Below are 18,251 nucleotides of genomic sequence, written 5' to 3' on the forward strand. Positions count from 1 at the left end.
GAAGGATCTCACAATTGTGCAATTACTCCACGGCCGGAGCTGAAAGTTATAATACTCACTCATCAATGATTAGCGGCGGCGAGAGGAGTGAGCACTTTTACTTCTCTTAAAATTTTCTTCTCTGCCAAGGCTTGGGTGAGCTCCTCAAACTGACGCTGATAGGGAACCGGAGAAGAAATATCTTGAGCAGGAAGTACATAAGTCCACGAGCGGCTTATTTCTTTTGGTTCAGTAAGGTACTTTCCTAAAACATGCTGTATATCTATAAATCCGTACCCCATATATTGTAGGGGGGGGAGCCCTCAGCAGCATTTAATATTTCAGCTATCCCTGATGGGGGGGGTGAATAGCATATAATTCTGAGAGAGCACCTCGTTTTTCTACAGCATTGCACAAACGCTTTTTCCAATTTAATAAGGCTTCATTAAGAAGGCTTCATTAAGGATTCATTAATTATCGGTCTTTCAAGATTTAAACGAGAACTCTCTATTGCCGTGCTAATAGTACCAACAATTCTCACCAGCTCCTGCTTTTCCTCTTTAAAAAGATTCATTAGGATGATAGCGTGGTTTTTCGCAAAATCTAAAATGAGGGAAATCTAAAATGAGGGATCTAATAGCATCCATTTTTTCTTAGCCGAAAGAAAAATCTTTAAATATATCAGCCAAAATCGATTCATTTTTAGTTTGCTCACTTTTATTCAATGGCATTGTATTTTCTCGATTGGGAATATATCGTGCCCTTTTTTCTGTAAAAAGTGAATAAAGTGAATGTCGCTATAGTTATTAAACGAATTGCTTTAGTGGCTCATGATCGCATGAAAAAAGGATTAGTGGCATAGGTAGAGAAATACGAAAAAACTTTAAAAAACATACACTTTTGACCACAGGTTCTACCGGACGCCTCATGAAACCCTCCTAGGCATGACAATCCACAAGTTGGAAAGTATGGTCTTTTAGGAGGAGATCTCCAAATCGGAGCTGAAATCGTCAATAAGCACGTCGATATTTTAATTTTATTTTGGGACCCCTTGGTTGGAAGCTCAGCCGGATGATCATGATATTCGCGCATTATTACGAATAGCTGTCGTATGGAATATTCCGATAGCGTGCAACCTTTCAACCGCCCATTTATTTATAACCTCGACTTTGCTCGATAGCGACTACCAACGGGAACTTCCCAATTATAAAAGTTATCACAACCGCCCTATCTCGTTCGTAACCCCGTCAACCTGTTTCATGCTAAGGCGGACTCGACCTTGTCTATCAATTTCAATGACTTTAACACGAACGATTTGACCTTCTTGAAGATAATCTCGTACGTTTTCCACACGCTCCTGAGCGATCTGGGAGATATGTACAAGCCCCTGATAATTTTGAAAAATTTGAACTACTGCACCGAAATCTAAGATCTTAACGACCGGGCCTTCATACATTTTGCCCAGCTCCACCTCGGCCGTTAATTTTTCGATCCGTCTTTTCGCAGCTTCACCCTCTTCCGTGGAATGAGCAGCAATTTTAATTGTACCGTCATCAGCAATATCGATAGCACAATTCGTTGCTTCGGTAATTTCTCGAATCATTACCCCACCCTTTCCAATGACATCACGAATTTTTTCGGGGTTGATTTTCATCGTAATGTAGCGCGGAGCCAATTGAGAAACTTGAGAGCGAGGTTGGGCAATAGCTTCATTCATTATAGTAAGAATATGCAGACGACCCTTCTTTGCTTGATCGAGAGCTCGTTCCATAATTTCTTTAGTGATTCCTTCGATTTTGATATCCATTTGTAATGCTGTCACACCTTTTTCCGAACCAGCCACTTTAAAATCCATATCACCCAAATGATCTTCATCACCGAGAATATCGGAGAGGATTGCGTATTTCTTACCTTCCTTAATTAATCCCATAGCAATACCCGCGACAGGTGCTTTTGTGGGCACTCCCGCATCCATGAGTGCCAAACTACTCCCGCATACGCTTGCCATAGAACTAGAACCATTCGATTCAAGGATCTCAGAAACTACGCGAATCACATAGGGGAATTCCGCTAAAGTGGGAACCACCGGCATGATTGCTCGTTTGGCTAAACGTCCATGGCCGATTTCTCGGCGTTTAGGGCCACTCATAAAACCAACTTCACCGACACAAAAAGCTGGGAAATTATAGTGAAAGATAAAATCTTCCCGCCGCCGATCACCATCCAAGTCATCTATCATCTGTGCATCCCGCTCAGTCCCTAAGGTGGTAACCACCAAAGCTTGGGTCTCGCCTCGAGTGAATAAAGCGGAACCATGAGAACACGGAAGAACACCTACTTGAATAGTAATAGGCCGCACGGTTTCGGTATCGCGCCCATCAATTCGGGATTGGCCGGATAAAATTTGATTACGAACAACCCGGCGTTCCAAATCATCGAAGATGGCGGTTATTTCATGCAAATTAGGGAAATTTTCATTCTCATTTTCTGACGTAAATCCTCCTAAGAGGTCGTCTCGAATGGCTTGAATTCGATTTTGTCGAGCCGTCTTTTCTACAATGCGATAGGCTTCTTGAAGAGCAGCTTCGGCCTTTTGAGCTACTAAAGTTTCTAACTCTCTATTGGACTCAGGCGGCTGCCACTCCCATCGAGGAGTACTACCCGATTTTCTAACAAACTCTTCAATCGCCTTAATAGCGGCTTTCATGGCATTGTGCCCGTGAAGCACAGCTCCAAGCATAGTTGATTCTGGCAATTCTTGAGCCTCTGATTCGACCATCAACACCGCATCACGTGTTCCAGCGATAACCAAATCCAGCTGTGACCCCTTTAATTCTTCTAAAGAAGGATTTAAAAGATATTCACCTTCTCGATAACCTACTCGCGCGGCACCTAAAGGACCGTTAAAGGGAATACCTGACACGCCCATAGCTGCCGAAGCACCTAAAATAGCGGGAATATCTGTGGGCACTTCCAAATCTACAGAAAGTACGGTGGCAATAATTTGAACCTCGTTGGTAAAACCTTTAGGAAATAGAGGCCGTAAGGGTCTGTCGATTAACCGAGAAGTTAGGGTCTCTTTTTCGGTGGGGCGCCCTTCACGTTTAAAATAGCCCCCCGGGATTTTCCCCGCAGCATAGGTTTTTTCTTGATAATTGACAGTTAAAGGCAAAAAGTCACACCCTTCCTCAACATCTTTCTGAGCAACTACTGTAACCAGGACAACAGTGTCGCCCATTCGAACCATCACTGCACCCGTCGCTTTACGCGCTATTTCTCCTGTTTCAAATGTAACATCGTGTTTACCATACTGGAAAGTCTTACTAATTTTTGTCATGTTTTTCCTTTAATTATGATCGCAATCCTAATCGTTCAATGAGTTTGCGATATCGCTCTATGTCAGTTTTCTTCAAATAATTGAGGATCTTTCGCCGTTGACTTACCATCCACAACAAACCTCGGCGCGAATGATGATCTTTATTATGGGTTTTAAAATGCTCAGTAAGCTTCGTAATTTTAGCGGTTAGAATAGCTACTTGAACTTCGGGAGAACCTGTATCGTTATTATCTCGTTGATGTTCCTTTAAGATTTCAGCTGTTTCTGTAGATGTTAATGACATATTTACCTCTTTTGTTAGTAAAAGAATATCCACTGTCATTTGCAGACATCGCAGGCTCAAAAAAGCACGGCATTATACCTTGGTAGAGGATCCGACGCAAATAGTGGTTTAGTTCCCGGCCACGCTCTTAGTTAGTGATTTTTCCAAAGAACATCACAACTTTTTGCCAAGAGAGTTACTTAAAGAGAAGAACTTCTGCGAAGACTGTTTTTTTCTAGAAGATTTAATAGCTAACGGACCAAATTAAAGGAGGCAATTGATTGACGGGCAATTACAATTAAAATAGTTGCCATGAGAGTAATCTGGGGGATACTAATAGTAAAATGAAAAACTAAAGTTAACGCCAAAGCCTTATTAAGCAATACATGAAGATAATTAATGAGGTAATAAATAATGGCTGCCTCTCATAAATCCCAATACTAGCCAATGAATAAGGGATAGCAAAAGATAAAGTGATCGTAAATAAAACGAAAATGGCACCGTTCGCTTTTATATCATGTAAAGGTAAGTTTAAAGTAAAAAAGAACTCATATATTGACAGCAAACTTACCCATATAGATTACAGATAGAAGGAAAATTCGTAATTTTTGTTGTGCTTTGAATACCCCCTCCCCCTCAATAGCGATTAATAGGGGTTTAATCCGCCTCGCTCCATGCCTCATACGAGATATATTTTTTTTAAAAGCTATCCTTCACAATGCAATAGTGGTAAAAAAACCATAAACTATAATTAAATACTACAATTAAAAAGTGCTATTAATTAAGTAGATCACGTTGACCTCTAATCCATATTGGACGCTGAATAAAGCAACAGCTTCTAAAATAAGGAGCATAATTAAATCAAAATAGCGTTCCATCAGCGTAGCCGCTAAAGTGTAGCTCATTTCAATCTCATAAAATCGTTTCACAAAATAAATTTTCAATATATCTCCTATATCTCCTAAACGGAATGGCAAGATATTATGAAGTCCACAACCAATGCTCACAATGTAAAATGCTTTACGAAAAGAAACACTCATTAATAAAGAAAGCCGCACACCTTATACTCATCAGTATAAAAAATAAAAAAGAAAAATAGCAATGAATGTTGCGTTGCAGCCGAGGTAGAGCAAATAGATATAGAACAAGATTAAAACATATTCATATTAACAAGCGGTATAGTTTGGCAAGGTCCTGTCATGAATGACATCCATATTTTCATCCAATAAATATTCTAGGATACTTCAATAAAAACAGAAATTTTTAGCGCTTTTTTAAACCAAGCATCGATCGGTTCAAAGGTTAATCATTGAAACGTCTATACATACTCTGAAGTAAGTAATTCCGATAGATAGGCCCGCAAGGGCTCTTTAAATTCATTACGTTCCAAGGCATAAGCAATAGTTGCTTGAAGAAATCCTAAGCGGCTGCCACAATCATAACGACGTCCTTCAAAAGGGTAAGCAATAACTAGTTCTTCTTGTATAAGCTTTACAATAGCATCCGTAAGCTGAATTTCTCCTCCAATTCCATGTTCAATTATATCTAAGTATTTAAAAATACCGGGGGATAAGATATAACGTCCTGTGATCGCCAAATCAGAGGGAGCACTTCTTATAGGGGGCTTCTCGATCATTCCCGTGATTCGCTTTACTCCTTGATCCTCCCTCACTGAAACAATCCCATATTTGTCCACTTCTTCAGCCTCTACATGCTCAACAGCAATGACATTCGCGTCATATTTTTTGTAAATGTTGGTCATTAATTGAAGACAGCTCTTTTCCCCACAATCAATAATATCGTCAGGTAACAATACCGCAAAATGCTGATCTCCCACCACGTGACGGGCCGATAGGACAGCATCTCCTAACCCTAAAGGATGGGATTGGCGCACATAACTTACACTCGCCTCTTTGGGCAAAATATTTTGAACTAATTTTAATGCGTTAAATTTCCTCTCCGATTGTAAGCGCATTTCCAATTCATAATTGCTATCAAAATAGTCTTCAATAGCACGCTTACTACTGCTTGTCACAAATACTAAATGAGTAATTCCTGCTCCGATCGCTTCTTCTACGGCATATTGGATAATAGGTTTATCTACAATCGGTAGCATCTCCTTTGGACCGGCTTTTGTTACTGGCAAAAAACGAGTTCCCAAACCTGCTACAGGAAAAACAGCCGTAGTGATCTTTTTCATGAAACAGTTTCCGTGTTTTTATTTTTATTCATCGCATATTTTTATTTTTATTCATCGCATAATTAATTAAATGCGTCGTAGAGCTATCAAAATACAAAGAATCGATTTTTCCTTCAAAAGATGCCAAAATATCCTCCGCTAAACGCTTCCCCTGCTCTACCCCCCACTGATCAAAAGCATTAATATTCCAAATTTCACTTTGAACATACACTTTATGTTCGTACAAAGCTAACAAAGAACCTAATGTATAGGGCGTTAACTTTTCCATAACAATAGTATTGCTAGGATTATTTCCTCTGATTTCACGCTGAGAAGCAAGTTTTTCGGCCTCTTGAGTATTAAAACCCTGAGCGATTAAATGGGTAATCAGTGTTTTTTTATCATATCCTCGCATCAAAGTTTCACTTTGTCCCAAACAATTGGCAAGCAAAGAAAATTGGCAACCCGCTTCATTATTCCGCTTGAGTACCGCAATAAAATCAATAGGAACTCTTAAAGTTCCTTGCATAAAGAGTTGGTGAAAACTGTGCTGGCTATCTGTCCCAACCCCTCCCCAAACTACAGGACCTGTATCGTAATTAACAGGCGACCCATCTATTTGAACGCTTTTCCCTTGGCTTTCCATATGCAACTGTTTGAGATAATTCAGCAAATAATACAACCGTTGGCTATAAGAAATAATCGCTTGAGTTTGATTACCAAAAAAATTAATGTACCAAATAGAGAGTAATGCTAATAAAACAGGCATATTTTTAAGGAATTCAGCACTCCGAAAATGTTTATCCATTGCATGAGCGCCTGACAAAAACTTGTAAAAATTTTCCCAACCAATTGCCATTGCTACACAGAGTCCCGCCGACGACCAAACGGAAAATCGCCCTCCAACCCAAGGCCACATAATAAAAACATTCTCTGTTGGGACATTTAACTCATACGCTTTACCTGGAGCTGCTGTTGCTGCCATAAAATGAGGACGTATTAATTTTTCCTCTTTCGCAGCTTGCATGAGCCATCGCTTAGCCCGTGAGGTATTTTCTAAAGTTTCTTTTGTTGTTAAAGACTTTGAGGTGATAATAAAGAGCGTCGTTTCCGGATTAAGGCGTTGCAAAACTTCTTCCGCATTAGTTGCATCTAAATTAGAAATAAAATGACAACGCAAAGTAGATTTTGTATAATGCTTAAGCGCATAATAAATCATCTGCTGACCTAAAAAGGAGCCTCCCATTCCAATATTAACAATATCGATAATAGGTTTCCCCGTAAATCCTTTGTAATCTCCTTCCCGAATTCGCTCTGAAATTTTTTAAGTTTTTCCCAAGAAGCTTTGACTTCCGCAGTGAAATTTCTACCTTCCAAGTTTATAGGGAAAAGATCGAGGTTACGTAGGGCTGGGTGAACCACTGATATTTGCATCGAACCTTTTCTTAATTTTCCCTCAAAAAGAGATTCCATCTGATTCCGAAGGCCACGCGCTTCAGCAAGCTTACCAAACAAATGTAGGGTTTCTTCATCAATTCTATTTTTAGAATAATCTAAATAGAGACCTGCCGCTTCTAAACTTAAATTTTCACCACGGTGCGGATCGTTAGCAAACATGTCGCGCATATGAGTTTTTGCTAATTTCGCAAATTTTAATTTTAACATTTTCCACTCAGGCATATCCGTTAATCGCTTCATAAAATTACCCTATCGTGAGATGCTCCCAAAATCAATAACTACCGCAAACAAATAAGGTTCATAAGTCCCAATTTTTTGCATATGTATCAGGCATTTTAATTGTTGGTCATTTAATATAATGGCATTTCCAAGCAACTGCTTCTGGACAACCTACAAGGAAGTTATCTTCTCGTTTACACATACTTACAAAATTAGCCGCCTCAAGAAGTACTCCATGAACGCCGGCATCAAACCATCGAACTTAGGACGGCAGAGGAATAATATTTAAATTCTTACTTTCTAAATAAAGCTGATTTAAATCAGCTACAGTAAATTTTTCACGATCTTCCATTTTGACTGAACGAATAAGCTTAAAAACATTAGAATCGTAAAAATAAATACCCGTTATAGGATGTTTCGAATTACTATTAAGGGGTTTCTCAATTAATTTTTCGGATTAATCTTCAAATAAAATTCAACAACCTCATAGCGTTGAGTTTCCTTAACAAGGCAGGTAAAAATGCTTGCTTTTAGTAAACTCAACTGGGTTTGAGTTAATAAATGAGATGGCGCATGGCCGCAAAAAATATTGTCGTCTAATATCAAACACAAAGGTTGCTTATCAACGAATTCTTCCGCTAAAAGAAAATTCTCGACAATATTTACGGGTTTAGGTTGGGTCTTATATAAATTCGAAGTCCCCACTGAGAGCCATCTTCTAATATTTTTTGATAATAGCCTATTTCATGAGGGTGGGGAATCACCAGAATTTCCCGGATTCCCGCTCTTATCAATATCGTTAGAGGATATCAATATCGTTAGAGGATAATAGATCATCGGTTTGTTATAAACAGGCAGTAAATGTTTACTCACCGCCCTAGTCATAGGGTAGAGCCAAGTTCCATAACCACCTGCCAAAAAATTCCGCGCATAGCCGACCTCTCGTGATTCCTTCATTTAGGCGACAAACGAAGCGCTCGATCGAGACGAATAACGTTGCCGTTTTTCAAATAGGGATTCCGAATAATTTCCCTAACGAGCTGTGCATATTCAGCCGGAAGGCCCAAACGAGGAGGAAATGGAACAGATACAGCTAAAGCTTTCTTGTAACCTCGATAAGCATATTTTCCATCATTGGCGTAGCAATAACGCCGGGTGCAATTGCCATAACTCGTATTCCGTATTTGCTAAATTCACGAGCTGTGGATAAAGTCAAATGATACAACATTTCCTTTAAAAGCACTGTAAGCTATCTGGCCGATTTAACCTTCGTACGCGGGCTATATAATATGGAAGCCGTATTGATAATGACCCAGCCGTTCGTCCTCTTTATTGAGAACCTTCTGTTTCATCATTTGTTCAGCACATAATCGCAATATCTTAAACGTGCCGATGAGATTAACCTCGATTACTCGCTGAAAATTCTCTAAGGGGATAGCTCCCTCGCGAGTAACAATACGAAAAGCAGCTGCAATGCCTACATAGTTAATGCAGATAGTAATGCTCGAAATTCGTTAATCACTGCTTCGATTGCTTGTTTCGTGCTTTGGGCATGACTCACATCACATTCGATTGCCAATCCGTTTAACTCATCGGCCAGTACTTTTGCACGATTAAATTGTTTATCTAGCAAGGCTATTTTCGCTCTTTGCTGATATAAAAAGCGAGCCGTTTCCGCACTAATCCCAGAGCCGCTTCCTGTAATTACTACCACCTGATTTTTTATTTCTATTTCAGTCCCTTGCAATTATACCCAATCACTTACTTTTGAGAGATTTAAATTGGTCTTGTTGGGCAAGTCCAATCGCATAATAATCAACCCCCCACTTCGAAACTTGCTCAAGCTGATAAAGATTGCGACCATCAAAAATTGCAGGATAGCGTAATTTATGTTTGATACGAGCAAAATTAGGATTCTTGAATTCATCCCACTCCGTTACAATAACTAAAACATCGGCATTGTCCAGCGCTGCATAAGCATCTTGACATAATTTCAAACGAGCAGATTCTCCATAGATCTGCCGAATATTTTCCATAGCTAATGGGTCATAAGCTTGAACTCGAACCTCTGCGGACCACAAACTTTCCATTAATTTTCGACTCGATGCGGAACGAACATCATCGGTGCCCGGTTTGAATGCTAATCCCCAAAGTGCCACAACTTTACCTTGCAATTTGTCTTTAAAATAACGACAGATTTTTTCATACAAAATTAATTTTTGGCGTTCGTTAATTTTAAGCACAGAATCAATAAGTGAGGCCCGAATAGCAGCGGATTTCGCAATTTTTTGTAAAGCCAGTAAGTCTTTCGGAAAACAGGAACCACCAAAACCGCACCCAGGATTTAAAAATTTTGGGTTAATTCGAGAATCCAATCCCAAGACTGTTCTTACTTTTTCGATATTTGCATTGAAATATTCTGAAAAATAACTGATCTCATTAATGAAACTAATTTTCGTTGCTAAAAAAGCATTTGACACATATTTTGCAAGTTCAGCAGAGCGTTGATCCATCACTACAAAAAGCCGACCATTTTCGATCAAGGGCCTATAAAGCTCTCTCATTTGGCTAGCTGCTCGCTCGTTACTAACCCCCACAACTATTCGATCGGGTTCCAGAAAATCCTTAACTGCTGTTCCTTCTTTCAAAAATTCAGGATTAGAAACAACATCGAATTCAATAGCGAGTCTTCTTTTTTGAAGGCCCTTAGCAATTTGCTGAAGGATGCGATCGGCCGTACCTACTGACACCGTCGACTTCATTACTATCACAGCATAATCAGATAAATGGCCACTCAAATTTTGCACGACTTGATTGACAAATCGCATATCCACTCCTCCATCTCCCATCGAGGGGGTACCAACAGCAATAATTTGGATAACCCCATGCTTGACAGCTTCTTCGGAATGGCTGGTAAAAAATATTCGTTGCAACTTTAAATTTTTAATTAATAAATCATCTAGATTCTGCTCATATAAAGGAGAAAGACCTTGTTTAAGTTGAGCGATTTTCTTTTCATCCACATCACAACAACAAACTTCATGCCCAAGATCTGCCAGGCAAACAGCACTAACTAAACCAACGTAGCCTGCTCCATAAACGCTTACTTTCATTAAGACGCTCCTAAAAATGAATTGCTGTTTCTTAAGAACTTGCGATACAATCCGACAACATGAGTGAGATCACAAGGAAAATTTCCATCATTGGCCTTGGATATGTGGGCCTTCCTGTCGCTGTAGCTTTCGGCCGTACACAGCATGTTATTGCTTACGACAAGAATTCTGCCCGCATTCACGCTCTTAAACAAGGTTATGATGCATGTGACGAGGTAGATTCACAACAATTACGCAACTGTCAATTGCATTTTACTAATAATCCTGATGATCTCGCCGAGACGGATTTTTATATCGTTGCTGTACCTACTCCTATTAATCGCTCAAATCATCCTGATTTAAGTTTGCTCTTAAATGCATCGGAAACCATCGGTCAGTATTTGAAACGGGGCGATATTGTGGTTTTTGAATCAACTGTTTATCCTGGCGCTACCGAAGACGATTGTGCACCCGTACTTGAAGCTGTTTCAGGATTAAAATTCGGTACGGATTTCACTCTCGGCTATTCCCCTGAGCGAATCAATCCCAGTGATAAAACACATCGTTTTGAAACAATTACTAAAGTAGTTTCAGGTTCTGATCCGCAAACACTGGATATCGTTGCCCACGTCTATGGAAATGTGGTAACAGCAGGCATTTACCGAGCTCCTAATATTCGAACGGCCGAGGCCGCTAAAATAATTGAAAATACCCAACGTGATTTGAATATAGCTTTAATGAACGAGCTAGCAATTATATTTCAACGGATGAACATAGATACCCAAGAAGTGTTGGCTGCCGCTCAAACGAAGTGGAACTTTTTACCCTTCAGACCAGGATTGGTGGGGGGACATTGTATTGGCGTCGACCCTTATTACCTCACCTACCAAGCACAACGTTACGGTTACCAGCCTGAAGTTATCTTGCTGGTCGGCGCATTAACGATAACATGGGGAAATATGTGGCGAAAGAGACTATTAAACAAATGATTCACGCTGGCTACACTATTAAAGACGCTACAGTTGCTATCTTGGGCCTCACTTTCAAAGAAAACTGTCCTGACCTTCGAAATTCAAAGGTAGTTGATATTATCCATGAGCTATCGGATTATGGCGTTAAATGTATAGTTCACGATCCCATCGCTGATCCTGAAGAAGCTAAAAGACTTTACGATATCGAATTGAAGCCATGGGAAGATATTTCAAACGTTGATTCTATTATCGTTGCTGTGGCCCACGATCAATTTCGACGCTTTAGCCTGGAAGCGTATCATGCCAAACTGGCAGATCATTCACTTATTGTTGATGTTAAAGGATTGCTCAACTTCAAAGAATGCAAAGGGAATGGCATTACTTTGTGGAAGCTTTAGGTGCAAATACTCGTCACCGGTTGCGCAGGCTTCATTGGCTTTCATTTAACCAAGCGCTTATTGGAACAATATGAGGCTGTTACCGGACTGGATAATCTAAACTCCTATTACGATGTTAAATTAAAAGAAGCTCGTTTAACTGAATTAAAAAACTTCCCTCACTTTAATTTCGTTAAATTAGATCTTGCGGACCGTCCTGGCATATCCGATTTATTTCAACAGCAAACCTTTGATCGTGTAGTCCATCTCGCTGCTCAAGCAGGCGTTCGTTACTCCATTACAAACCCTTATGCTTATGTCGATGCTAATTTAGTAGGTTTTGCACACATTTTGGAAGGATGCCGTTATCAATCCGTTAAACATCTTGTCTTTGCTTCTTCCAGTTCCGTATATGGTGCAAATCAAAAATACCCTTTTTCAGAAAGTGATAATGTGGATCACCCCATTGCTTTGTATGCGGCATCAAAAAAAGCCAATGAATTAATGGCCCACAGTTATGCTCATTTATTTCATCTTCCTTGTACTGGGCTTCGTTTTTTTACGGTCTATGGTCCTTGGGGGCGGCCGGATATGGCCTTATTCAAATTTACCCGTCGCCTATTAGCTGATGAACCAATCGATGTTTATAACCAAGGAAATATGCTGCGGGATTTTACCTACATCGATGATATTATCGAAGGTATTCTTTTTACTTTAAATCGGGAGCCTAAACCGGATCTCACATGGACAGGTAACCCCGCAAAGAGCAAAGCTCCTTATCGAATTTATAATATTGGTAGCAATAATCCGATTCCTTTATTAGATTTCATCGCAGTTTTAGAAAAAGTTCTTAACAAAAAAGCCATTAAAAATTTTCTACCCATTCAGCCCGGTGATGTTCCCCAGACCTATGCCGATATTTCTCTTTTCGAAAATGATTTTTGCTACCGACCGAAAACCCCTTTATTGGAAGGGATCAAAAATTTTATTGATTGGTATTTAGAGTTTTATGGCATTGCTGTCCACTAAGTTCTTCGTATAAATTCAAAGTATGTTGAATAATTCGTTTCAATTCGTGTTCCTTTTCCACCATTGCCCGCCCTTTAAAACCCATTTCTTTTCGAAGCGATGGATTTTGAATTAAGGTTTCAATGGCTAGAGCCAATTCTTCGCTATCTTTCATGGGCACTAATAAACCGTTTTCACCATCATGCACGAGGTCTCGACAACCAGGAACATCTGTTGTGACAATGGCACGTCCACTCGCAGCCGCCTCTATAAGCACACGGGACAAACCTTCCCGATAAGAAGGTAAACATATGATATGCGCTTCGCGCATAATCTGTGGCATATCAGTTCGTTCACCCCACCATTCAATAAGTCCTTCCTTTTCCCACTGTTCCAATTGGACATCAGAAATAGCAGCAGGATTAGCTGCATCAATAGCGCCCACTAAAACAAATTGAGCGTTTGCTTTGCGTTTTTTAAGTAATCGAGCAGCATCAACAAACTCACCCACTCCTTTATCCCAAAGCAACCGTGAAGCAAACACCACCCGTACCAGCCCAGCAGGCTCATCAATAGGATAAAAGGTCTTCATACATACGCCCGACCCTGGAATCAAAATAGTTTTATTCTCTTTTAAAATATTGGCCTGGATAAAATATTCCTGGTCATCTTTATTTTGAAAAATAACTCGCATATTTCGGTGACCAAAAGCCAACTGATAGCCTTTTTGCATTATTTTATGAAGTAATCTCATAAAACGCGATTGAGCAATAAATATAAATCCAAGCCCTGTGAAAACATTTACCTCTACCGGAATTCGAGCTAATCGAGCAGCAATCCCTCCATATAAAATAGGTTTAACTGTGACATGATGAACAATGTCGGGCTTAATTTCTGGTATAATCGTAATAAAGAAAAAAAAGTACCCACGTCTTTGGCAGGATTTAAACTCCCGCGATCAAGTATAATTGTGTGATGCACCAAACCTACCTCGCTAATTTGCTCGTTATAATCTGGAGTTGCGACATGGACATCGTAGCCTGCTGCTTTTGCGGCTTGAGCTAAACTTAAACGATGAGAAATAAAGAATTTTGCACTGCTAACTACTATTAATAATTTTTTTTTCAATTCCGCTCTCGCCATAGTTGAAACATAAGAACACCCCATATTGGATATTCCCAATTCCTTTTTCCTGATAAATGCTCTTCCCAACGCTGGCGAATTAATTGAGAATTTAATAAATTATCTTCCTGTAATTTGCGAACGGAAAGAAGATCTTCTGCCCATTCTCTCAATTGCCCTCGCAACCAATAATTAATAGGAACACCAAACCCCATTTTAGGACGCTCAAAAAGTGGTGCAGGAACATATTTTTCTAATATTCGACGCAAGAGCCATTTAGTTTCTCCATTTCGCAATTTAAATTTCAGAGGCAATGTCCACACAAATTCCACTAATCGATAATCGAGCAAAGGAACCCTTGCTTCTAAACTAACAGCCATACTGGCTCTATCGACTTTTGTTAAAATATCATCGGGCAGGTAGGTGACCGAATCGACATATTGCATTTGTTCAACAAAATTTAAAGGATTAATAGTCCGCGGCCACAATAAAATTTCTGATCCACCCACTACTAGTTCCGCTGGCCTTTCCCAAAGGCTTACGAGGTTCTTATAAAAATCATCAGACGACTGCATTAAAAGACCAACAAGTTTATGCGCTTTATCACCTACCCGTAACGGTCGCCAACGTCTAGGAATAATTTTAGCAATCTTATCCCATGTTGCGGGATTAAAAGAGCTGATTAATTTACTCGCTGATTTCTTGAAGGGAGAAGGAAGACTAGCTAGGCGGGACCATAGTTTTTCCGCTAAAATATAGCGATTATAGCCCGCAAACAGCTCATCTCCTCCGTCCCCCGACAAACTGACAGTCACATATTCTCTTGCTAATCGAGAAACTAAGTACGTCGAAATTTGGGAGGAATCTGCAAAAGGTTCATCATACCATTCAGGAATTTGGGGAATTAATTTTGCCGCTTCATCAACGTGCAAATATAATTCGTGATGCTCGGTTTTTAAATGCTGAGCAACAGCTTTTGCATAAGTAGCTTCATTATATGAGGACTCATGGAAGCCAATTGAAAATGTTTTTACAGGTTTCGTGCTCTGTGCTTGCATCAAAGATACTACGGTAGAACTATCAATTCCACCGGATAAAAAAGCTCCTAAAGGAACATCCGCATACATCCGACATTTGACAGCATCGAGTAATAAATAATCCATTTTTTCGAGAGCTTCAAATTCATTGAAGGATGCAAGAACACGATTCTGACAGACAGCTTCCAACGACCAAAATTGTTTTTCACTTAAATGTTGGTTAGCATCAATGATAAGGATATGACCTGGTTCTAATTTATAAATCCCTTGATAAATAGATAATGGAGCCGGAATATAATTAAATCGAAAATAAGACGTTAATGCCTGACGATCGATGCTCCCTTGCCAATCCGAATGAACAATTAACGCTTTCAACTGAGAGGCAAAATAAAAAATATTATTCTTTAATCCCCAAAATAAAGGCTTAATTCCTAAACGATCACGAACGAGATAAAGTTTTTGTTGGCGCCTATCCCAATAGGCAAAAGCAAACATCCCGTTCATTTTTTTGACAGCAGCTTCAGGACCCCAGTGCTCGCAAGCTTCCAAAAGAACTTCAGTATCCGTGGAACTTCGACAAAAAACACCTAATTTTTCCAATTCAGAGCGAATTGAAGGCGCGTTATAAATTTCTCCATTATAAATGATGGCAGAATTTCCAGATTGAGAGATCATGGGTTGATGCCCTGCCGAAGAAAGATCAACAATGGCTAAACGCCGATGACCAAAAACTAAACCTGTGGTTTCATCACACCAGGCCCCTGCCGAATCTGGACCCCGCGATAAAACCTGGTTCATCATCGTAGTGACGATTTCAAGATATTGCTGTTTTCGACGAGATTGGCGAAAGTCCCAAAAACCTACAATTCCACACATATCATTTCATCTCTTCTATTGCGACAGCTTCCATAGCCCGGTGACAATCCGCTTGTAACAACGCTTGGTAAAACCGATCATAACGATCCACGCAAGTCTGTAAACTGAAATAATTCACAATCCGTTCTCTAGCTGCTCGTCCGTACTCTTTTCGTTTTTCCTCGTCCGTTATTAATGTTAATAATGCTCCGGCCAACTGTTGTGGCTCCTTAGGTGGGACTACTAATCCCGATTGGTGGTGAATCACAGCCTCTGCATTACCTCCCACGTCTGTCACTACCATAGGTAGACTGCTGACCATACATTCCAGTAAAGCGTTCGAGAACCCCTCTTCATGGGAACTTAAAACCCCCACATCAGCAATGGCCAATAATTGAGAAACATCGTGTCGCTGACCTAGAAATATAACATGGTTTTTTAAATTTAAGCGATCACGCAAATCCTCCAACGCTTTTCTTTCCCCCCCATTTCTTCCTATACATAATAATCTCCATTTTTTAGGCAATTTTTCTTTAATTAAATTTAATGCGTGTAAAAGATCCTCTTGGCCTTTTCTTTTATACAAATTTGCTACATTTATGATAATAAAATCATCTTCGGCTAAACAGAGCGAGCGTTTGATAGCAGTTTTATTATAGAAAATTTGATAATTATCTAGATTTACACCATTGTAAATTAATCCCAATTTATTCGAAGAAACCCCCTCTTTTAAAAGGTCATCTCGCACTCGTAACGATGTTGCCAATATTGCTCTCATCCGTTTATGCAAGAATGGTTCTATTTGTGCAATAATAGGATGCATTTTGTGATATTCATTAGTAATACGCCGACTCATCACCATGCAGGGCGCACGCATCATTAACCCACTAACGGTTCCTAACACATAGGTACCCGGCAAGAAAAAATGGAGAATTGAAGGTCGATATTTAAAAATAACTAAGCATAGCTTAAGTATCGAAACAGAATATATGAAAGGCTTTCCAATTTTACCTAGCTTATTTAAGAATTCGCAGAAAGGTGGCACAATTACAGGAACCTCTGCAGCAATCATTTTCTCATACATAATCCCCCGATGGTTAGTGACGTACAAAGCCACATTGTAACCTCGTTGTTTTAATAAGGGTAAGATTCGAAGCAGATGTTTTTCAGACCCCCCAACATCTAAAGAGGGGATCGCAATAAGAATTAAATTTTTTTTATTCATTGTTATTGTTAATTGACCTATAGTTTTCAAAAGAATAATTCTGGCATAGACTCATCAGGATAAAGGTAAATCGGATGCCCTAAAAATCCAGAAGGCTTTTCCTCAAATTTTCATAGGAAGTGCCTAATTCATGAAACGGAAAAATTATTAAAAACAAGGTGCCAACCGAGAAGCCTCATCAATCACACTATCCCACACATGATAAGCTGATTGATTTGCGATCTCAATTCGTTGACGGGCCGTCCTACCTAAACGTTGTCTCAAGGATTCATTTTCTGCGAGATAGATTAAAGCGGAACCAAGGGCCTCTACATCCTCTGTAGGTACCACTAACCCAGTTTCTTCGTTTTTAACAAATTCCAATAGTCCTGAAGATGCGTTGCTCACCACAACTGGCAATCCCAATCCCATAGCTTCCAATAACGCATTCGGAGTGCCTTCATAACGAGAGGGCATAACGAAAATCGTAGCGGCATGATAATAAGCAAAAACATTGGCTCTCATTCCACACCAGATAACAGAGTTTGCCAGATCCAAACTGAACGCAAGTTTTTGCAAATCTTTGCGCAACTTACCGTCACCTACAATGACAAGTCGCCACATTGGATAACGGCAAATAAATTTAGCAAACGCGCGTAACAAAATATCATGACCCTTTTCATAACCTAAGCGCCCTACAGCCAGAACTACAGGAAAATTATACTTTAATAGGCACGGCGTTTTTTCAATATGAACGGGATTGGGAACATATTTTAATTTTTTACTCTTAACAAATTTTTCTAAAAATCTAATAGCGTCATAACTATTCGCCGTAACAACAGTAGCCTGGCGATATAACAAATAACGGAGCAAACTCCATCGTATATTTAGATATTCTTTTGCTAAGTCGCTTCGCTCTGAAATAATGACAGGAATATTCATACCTCGAGTAGCTAAAAGCGTCAAAATATTGGTCGTACTAAGAAAGCTTAGAATACAGGCAGGACGGTTCTCGCGGATTAACGACCTCAATGCTTTTACCCTTTTAAAGGTATTCCTGATGGCATCCCAAAATCCTTCAGATTCTTTAATAAAATCAATACATTTTCGAGAAACAGTTTCTGGCAATTTAAAAAATCTGTGTTTTCAAT

Annotated in this window: 15 protein-coding genes and 4 pseudogenes; 2 read left to right on the forward strand and 17 right to left on the reverse strand. The window is 39.6% G+C overall.

The features are described from left to right. Positions 1-62 precede the first annotated feature (62 nt). The 11 genes and pseudogenes from B1F79_RS00650 to B1F79_RS00695 all read right to left on the reverse strand — a co-directional run bounded on the left by B1F79_RS00650 (position 63) and on the right by B1F79_RS00695 (position 10,547). Positions 63-281, reverse strand: coding sequence for a hypothetical protein (locus tag B1F79_RS00650; protein ID WP_251365578.1), 219 nt, complete (start codon positions 279-281; stop codon positions 63-65). 914 nt (positions 282-1,195) lie between these two features. Further along, positions 1,196-3,316, reverse strand: coding sequence for a polyribonucleotide nucleotidyltransferase (gene pnp / locus B1F79_RS00655; protein ID WP_251365579.1), 2,121 nt, complete (start codon positions 3,314-3,316; stop codon positions 1,196-1,198). A 13-nt stretch (positions 3,317-3,329) separates the two neighbouring features. Next, positions 3,330-3,599, reverse strand: coding sequence for a 30S ribosomal protein S15 (rpsO, locus tag B1F79_RS00660; protein ID WP_048875368.1), 270 nt, complete (start codon positions 3,597-3,599; stop codon positions 3,330-3,332). 743 nt (positions 3,600-4,342) lie between these two features. After that, entirely contained in the window at positions 4,343-4,636 is a 294-nt protein-coding gene (locus tag B1F79_RS00665; RefSeq protein WP_251365580.1) for a lysylphosphatidylglycerol synthase domain-containing protein, read from the reverse strand. A gap of 260 nt (positions 4,637-4,896) precedes the next feature. Beyond that, positions 4,897-5,778: a UTP--glucose-1-phosphate uridylyltransferase GalU gene (gene galU / locus B1F79_RS00670; protein ID WP_251365581.1), complete on the reverse strand. Its 882-nt coding sequence runs from the start codon at positions 5,776-5,778 to the stop codon at positions 4,897-4,899. Between the two features lie 28 nt (positions 5,779-5,806). Continuing rightward, positions 5,807-7,455 (reverse strand): annotated as a pseudogene (gene pgi / locus B1F79_RS00675) (glucose-6-phosphate isomerase). Between the two features lie 241 nt (positions 7,456-7,696). After that, entirely contained in the window at positions 7,697-7,879 is a 183-nt protein-coding gene (locus B1F79_RS06710; RefSeq protein ID WP_372443092.1) for a sugar phosphate nucleotidyltransferase, read from the reverse strand. Continuing rightward, positions 7,879-8,391 (reverse strand): annotated as a pseudogene (locus tag B1F79_RS06715) (sugar phosphate nucleotidyltransferase). Before B1F79_RS06715 ends, B1F79_RS06710 begins: the two are co-directional and overlap by 1 nt. 136 nt (positions 8,392-8,527) lie before the next feature. Next, positions 8,528-8,662, reverse strand: coding sequence for an SDR family oxidoreductase (locus B1F79_RS00685; protein WP_251365583.1), 135 nt, complete (start codon positions 8,660-8,662; stop codon positions 8,528-8,530). 249 nt (positions 8,663-8,911) lie between these two features. Further along, positions 8,912-9,181, reverse strand: a complete 270-nt coding sequence (locus B1F79_RS00690; RefSeq protein WP_251365584.1) for an SDR family NAD(P)-dependent oxidoreductase — start codon at positions 9,179-9,181, stop codon at positions 8,912-8,914. A gap of 10 nt (positions 9,182-9,191) precedes the next feature. Beyond that, positions 9,192-10,547 carry a UDP-glucose dehydrogenase family protein gene (locus B1F79_RS00695; RefSeq protein WP_251365585.1) on the reverse strand — a complete coding sequence of 452 codons (1,356 nt, stop codon included), beginning with the start codon at positions 10,545-10,547 and terminating at the stop codon, positions 9,192-9,194. 59 nt (positions 10,548-10,606) lie between these two features. On the opposite strand from B1F79_RS00695, the pseudogene B1F79_RS00700 reads away from it, so the two are divergent. Both B1F79_RS00700 and B1F79_RS00705 read left to right on the forward strand, forming a co-directional pair. Continuing rightward, positions 10,607-11,895 (forward strand): annotated as a pseudogene (locus tag B1F79_RS00700) (nucleotide sugar dehydrogenase). Further along, on the forward strand, positions 11,896-12,903 hold the full coding sequence (locus tag B1F79_RS00705) for an NAD-dependent epimerase (protein ID WP_251365586.1): 1,008 nt from the start codon (positions 11,896-11,898) through the stop codon (positions 12,901-12,903). On the opposite strand, the gene B1F79_RS00710 is transcribed toward B1F79_RS00705, so the two are convergent. The 6 genes and pseudogenes from B1F79_RS00710 to B1F79_RS00735 form a co-directional block, all read right to left on the reverse strand. After that, entirely contained in the window at positions 12,860-13,636 is a 777-nt protein-coding gene (locus B1F79_RS00710; RefSeq protein ID WP_251365587.1) for a glycosyltransferase family 4 protein, read from the reverse strand. The genes B1F79_RS00705 and B1F79_RS00710 overlap by 44 nt on opposite strands. Before the next feature lie 27 nt (positions 13,637-13,663). Continuing rightward, positions 13,664-13,735: pseudogene (locus tag B1F79_RS00715) on the reverse strand (hypothetical protein); the annotation flags it as partial. Beyond that, complete coding sequence (locus tag B1F79_RS00720) at positions 13,705-14,010, reverse strand: glycosyltransferase (protein ID WP_251365588.1); 306 nt, start codon at positions 14,008-14,010, stop codon at positions 13,705-13,707. The pseudogene B1F79_RS00715 and the gene B1F79_RS00720, both read right to left, overlap by 31 nt. Then, complete coding sequence (gene asnB / locus B1F79_RS00725; protein WP_251365589.1) at positions 14,007-15,917, reverse strand: asparagine synthase (glutamine-hydrolyzing); 1,911 nt, start codon at positions 15,915-15,917, stop codon at positions 14,007-14,009. The genes B1F79_RS00720 and asnB overlap by 4 nt, the downstream gene beginning before the upstream one ends. A gap of 1 nt (position 15,918) precedes the next feature. Continuing rightward, complete coding sequence (locus tag B1F79_RS00730; RefSeq protein ID WP_251365590.1) at positions 15,919-17,151, reverse strand: glycosyltransferase family 4 protein; 1,233 nt, start codon at positions 17,149-17,151, stop codon at positions 15,919-15,921. A 117-nt stretch (positions 17,152-17,268) separates the two neighbouring features. Then, entirely contained in the window at positions 17,269-18,228 is a 960-nt protein-coding gene (locus tag B1F79_RS00735) for a glycosyltransferase (protein WP_251365591.1), read from the reverse strand. Positions 18,229-18,251: the final 23 nt, after the last annotated feature.

The organism is Coxiella-like endosymbiont of Rhipicephalus sanguineus, assembly GCF_018687865.1.

Coding starts and splice junctions, on each gene's coding strand:
- B1F79_RS00650 (WP_251365578.1), bottom strand. CDS start 281: ATGGGGTACGGATTTATAGATATACAGCATGTTTTAGGAAAGTACCTT.
- pnp (WP_251365579.1), bottom strand. CDS start 3,316: ATGACAAAAATTAGTAAGACTTTCCAGTATGGTAAACACGATGTTACA.
- rpsO (WP_048875368.1), bottom strand. CDS start 3,599: ATGTCATTAACATCTACAGAAACAGCTGAAATCTTAAAGGAACATCAA.
- galU (WP_251365581.1), bottom strand. CDS start 5,778: ATGAAAAAGATCACTACGGCTGTTTTTCCTGTAGCAGGTTTGGGAACT.
- B1F79_RS00685 (WP_251365583.1), bottom strand. CDS start 8,662: ATGTTGTATCATTTGACTTTATCCACAGCTCGTGAATTTAGCAAATAC.
- B1F79_RS00695 (WP_251365585.1), bottom strand. CDS start 10,547: ATGAAAGTAAGCGTTTATGGAGCAGGCTACGTTGGTTTAGTTAGTGCT.
- B1F79_RS00710 (WP_251365587.1), bottom strand. CDS start 13,636: ATGAGATTACTTCATAAAATAATGCAAAAAGGCTATCAGTTGGCTTTT.
- asnB (WP_251365589.1), bottom strand. CDS start 15,917: ATGTGTGGAATTGTAGGTTTTTGGGACTTTCGCCAATCTCGTCGAAAA.